The 4329-nt window shown below is 64.0% G+C and carries 6 protein-coding genes; 2 read left to right on the forward strand and 4 right to left on the reverse strand.

What is annotated here, in order from left to right; genetic code table 11:
• A partial coding sequence (locus MJD61_13620; GenBank protein MCG8556310.1) for a hypothetical protein occupies nucleotides 1–237 on the forward strand: 237 nt, incomplete at its 5' end.
• A gap of 54 nt (nucleotides 238–291) precedes the next feature.
• On the forward strand, nucleotides 292–459 hold the full coding sequence (locus tag MJD61_13625; GenBank protein ID MCG8556311.1) for a hypothetical protein: 168 nt from the start codon (nucleotides 292–294) through the stop codon (nucleotides 457–459).
• Nucleotides 460–523: 64 nt separating this feature from the next.
• Here MJD61_13625 and MJD61_13630 read toward each other — a convergent pair whose 3' ends face one another.
• The 4 genes from MJD61_13630 to MJD61_13645 all read right to left on the reverse strand — a co-directional run.
• Entirely contained in the window at nucleotides 524–1348 is an 825-nt protein-coding gene (locus tag MJD61_13630) for a 1-acyl-sn-glycerol-3-phosphate acyltransferase (GenBank protein ID MCG8556312.1), read from the reverse strand.
• A gap of 23 nt (nucleotides 1349–1371) precedes the next feature.
• The gene (locus MJD61_13635) at nucleotides 1372–2001 is read right to left on the reverse strand and encodes a TetR/AcrR family transcriptional regulator (protein ID MCG8556313.1); all 630 of its coding nucleotides are present in this window, start codon (nucleotides 1999–2001) and stop codon (nucleotides 1372–1374) included.
• A gap of 44 nt (nucleotides 2002–2045) precedes the next feature.
• A complete protein-coding gene (locus MJD61_13640; protein ID MCG8556314.1) occupies nucleotides 2046–2918 on the reverse strand; it encodes a YegS/Rv2252/BmrU family lipid kinase in 873 nt (290 codons plus the stop codon).
• Between the two features lie 5 nt (nucleotides 2919–2923).
• Nucleotides 2924–4329, reverse strand: a 1406-nt coding sequence (locus tag MJD61_13645; GenBank protein MCG8556315.1) for an AMP-binding protein, incomplete at its 5' end; no start/stop codon positions are given.

Here is a 4329-nt window from a genome sequence, read left to right on the forward strand (position 1 = left end):
AAGATCCCCGCTTTCGATGAGCTGCTCCGGGAACTCCCTGCCCACATCGACAGCACGTTGGATACCCTACGTTCGGCTCTCGACGACGACAGCGCCTTCGCGGCTCTTCGGTGGACCGGGCGGCGGCTCCAGTCCCTTTTCCGCCACGTTGGGTTTGACGACGGCCGGCCGGCCGGCCCGACCCGAGTTGGCGTCCGCCGGCGTGCGCCGGCACTTTCGCCACCACCGGTAGCGTAAGTGTGCGAAATGAGCTGCGGTGGTGTCCGGCACGCTTGGTGCGGTGTGCGAAGCATGACGCAACCACGCTACATCGTCCCTGGAATGACCGTGATGGTCACGCGCCGCACGCTGCGCCGGACCCACCTGTTTCGTCCGGACCCCGAGCTGACCGAGCTCTACCGGTATTGCCTGCCGTCAGCGCGCAGCGGCACGGGATACGTTTGCACTGTGCGATCCTGATATAAAAGCAAACACGATTTCCCACCACTGCACACGTTGGGTCGGCAGGACTGCACGATGTAAACTAGTCTGCCGCTCGTTCGTTCGCAGCCGCTGCATGGGCGGACAAGCCCGCGGGGGACGGTTCGGGGACCTGCCAGCGAGCGGGGCTTACATGCGAGAGCATTTCGCCGCGTTCCACGTAGGCGATGATCATCTGCCGTACCCCCTCGGCGATTCGAACCAGTTGCTCATCGCTCAAGCGCTTCGTCTCAATCTGCGGCCCCACGTAGACGTCGACGATCGGTGCCGGCCGTAGCACGAACGCCCCCTTGGGTAGGACCCGTCGCAGTCCCCGGACGGCCACGGGCACTATAGGTGCCCCCAAATGCCGCGCCAAGAAGAACGCGCCGCGATGAAAGGGACGCACGCTGCCGTCGATGGTACGCCCACCCTCGGGGAAGGCCAGGATCGAGCAGCCCAACGCCACCCTGCGTGAAGCGACCTCCATGATACCCAGCAGGCGACCTCCCGCCTTCTTGGGCACCGGGATCCCACCTGCCAGGCTCATCAGCCAGCCATAGCCCGGAAGTCGAAAGTGGGCCCTGTTCTCCACGCCGCAAAAGGGCACCGGAATGGCCGCCAGTGCCACAGGCCCATCCATCATGCTGGTGTGATTCTGGCAGTACACACCGAGGCGTTTCGGATCATACGCAGGATGGTAATGCAGCCTGAGCCGGCTGCCGCTCAGATAGAGGATCCAAGAAACCGCGCTGGCCGGCCAGGTATGCTGAAAGCGGTGCGGGGGCACGAAACGTGACCACACGAAGCACGCCACCCATACCAAGATCAGCCACAGGAAAGCCGTAGGCCAGGCGAGCAGGGACCAAAGCCAAGAAAACACGATCATCGTCGACGTTCACGCGCCCGCGGTCATCGATTCGCCAAGAGTCCGCGCAAGCACAAGTCAAACAAGGCACGTGCGATCGCCTCACGACCTGCAACGTCGACCTCTTGGCTCGCTCCGTACTGCAGGAACACCTGGCTCACCGATCCAACCAACGCGGTGGCAACGATCCGATCGTTGACGGGACGCGTAATGCCCCAGGTTGCGCCGTTGGCCAGCGCGCCGGCCACCATTTCATGCATGAATCGGTGCAGGCCATCGATCTTGTCATCGATTCGCGGGTCCACGCCCGCAGCCTGTCTCAAGACAAGAATAGCCAGCTCGCGGTTGTCGAACATGACATCCACCACGCGCCGGATGTTCTCGTAGATTTGCTGCGTGGGATCCGGAGCTGCCGGGTCGACGATCCTGACCACACTGGTGATGCGCGCGACGAACTCGTCTACCAGTTCGTGAAATAGTGTCTCTTTACTATCGAAGTACAGGTAGAAAGTACCCCTCGACACCTGCGCGGCTTCGATCACATCCGCCACGGATGTTGCGTAGTAGCCGCGGCTGCTGAACAGGGCCTCCGCCGCTCGCAGCATCTGAGCGCGCCGCGCCTGACGCTTTGCCTCGGCCCGCTGACTGCGTCCATCCGTGCTCGTATGACCCACCACGTGCTCCGATCGTCAGATGGCCTTTAGGGCCCTTAGGGCCCTTAGACCCGAACCTGGAGTGCTCCAGGCAGCACGTCCAGTCGCTTGGGAACGTGCCTGAGAACTTCTCCATCGATCATGAGGTCCGTCTCCTCGTCTGTGTCGAACTCTATGCTGTGGACCCGCTCGGTTGCGACGGCGGGGTGCCGGATGTGCGTGCCGGCATAGATACAGGGAAACGTCTTGAGCAGCGCCAATCTGCCTAGTTTCCCGACCGAGATCACGTCCGCCAAACCATCGCCCGTGTCCGCCGCGGGAGCCATCATCATCTTGCCGCCGGTGAAGCGGCTGTTGCTTACCGACACGAAGGTCGTGGGCCGAGGCAGATCGTGGCCATCCGCTCGCATGCGTAGCTGGTAGGGCCGCAGCCCGAGCAAGGCGCCGGCGACTCCGAGGGCGTAGCCGGCCGGCCCGAACAGCTTGAAACGTCGATTCGTCAGCTCGCACACCCGAGCCACAAAACCCAGGCTCAGGATATTTATGAAATGCAGCACTCCGTCACGATGGGTGAGTCGGATCACGTCGCAGCCTCGCCGGCGGCCGCTCGCCAGCGCTTCGATCGCACCCTCGGTGCCGCTGTCCATGAAGTCGCGCAAGAACGAGTTTCCCGTCCCCATCGGCAAGAAGCCGAGCGAGGCGTGATCGTCGGGTCGCCTGTGCTTGAAAATCCCGTTTACGACCTCGTAGGCGGTCCCGTCACCTCCCACCGCAACGAAATCACGGCATCCCGACGCATAGGCATCGGCTGCCAGCGCCACGGCGTCCCCTGGCGCGCATGTGTACCGTGATTCCACACACAGCCCTGCCGCCTGCAGGCGAGCCAACCCTTGGTCCGCGAGCCGGCCGCAGCGTCCCCCGCCGGCCGCGGGGTTCACTATGGCTACGAGGCGTTCCGTAAGCGCTTCTCCAGCGTCGCGACAGCATCGCTGTCCAGTTGCTCCCGCAGCACGCGTGCGAGCTCGTGTCGCTTGATCTTCAACGACGCCGTGCGGGGGAACTCCGCGACCCAGGGCACGTAGCCCGCTACACGCTTGTGCTCTAGGAGCCCGCGGTTGCGTCTGCGCAGCTCCTCGACGGTCGAGGGAGTGAGCCGCGTGCCTTCCGGCCGCAGGATTATCAGCAGCCGATCGTCACTTAGATTCCCGCTGGGCCACAGGTACTGAGCCGCGTACACGCAATGCTCCAGGCAGCCGGGCAAACCGTCGAAGCTCGCCTCGACGTCCTCGGGGTACACGTTCTTGCCGCCCTGGGTCACGATCATGTCTTTGGCACGTCCGAGCAAGCGCAGGTGTCCTGCGGCGTCGAAGCTGCCGAGGTCGCCTGTCTTGAGCCAACCGCGTATCAGCGTGCGCTCGGTCAGATCCGGCGCGTCCAGGTAGCCGCTCATCAGAGCCGGACCCCGCACGCAGACCTCACCGACTCCACGTTCGTCCTGGTTCCGCAGCGCGACCTCGACGCCGTCGACGGGTTTGCCCACCGTGTTCGCACGAAAAGGGCTCAGATCGTTGAGCGTAACCACCGCACAGGCCTCGGTCAGACCGTACCCGATAACCACGGGTATGCCGAGTCGGTAGAAGAACTCCGCGCTCTTGGGAGCCACAAAGGCGCCGCCGCAAAAAATCAGCCTGAGCGCGCCGCCAAACTCATCGTGAATGGGCTTGAGCAAGAAACGGGACAGCTCGGGCCGGGGACCGCGCGCCGTAGCCAGGTCGTTGAGCTCGAGCAGACCCTCCAGGAGCGACCGCTGCCATGCCGGCAACCCGTCCAGCTTGAGACGAATGCGCTCCTGCAGCGCCGTCAGAATCCGCGGTACCAGGGCCATGTGCGTGATGCGACAGCGCTTGAGCGTCAACGTCACGAACTCGGGCCTCAAGGTGCGCTGGTGAACGACTGCAGCGCCGAACAGAAAGGGCACGATCATGCCGCACATGAAGTCGATGGCATGGTTCGTCGGCAGAATCGACAGGTAGCGATCGCTCTCCTGCATCGGGTACATGCGCCCTAGAGCTTGCGCCTGTGTGAGGTAGCTGTCGTGCGTCAGCATGCAGCCTTTCGGAGTGCCGCCCGTGCCCGACGAGTACACGATGCAGGCAGTGTCGCGCCGCCCGCGCTCTACGTAGCGGAAATCCGTCGCGACCTTGTCTTCCCAGCGGCCGGCGCTTGCCAGGTCGGCCATCGCGGGCGCCTCGCTGACCATGACCACAAGGCCCTGAAACGCCGCCCGACCGGCCTGGGCCAGGGAACGCCACAGGGGGTACTCGGTGATGAGCGCCTTCGGCTTGGCGT

The sequence above is a fragment of the Pseudomonadota bacterium genome, assembly GCA_022361155.1.
In the GTDB taxonomy this organism is placed as follows: Bacteria; Myxococcota_A; Polyangia; order Polyangiales; family JAKSBK01; genus JAKSBK01.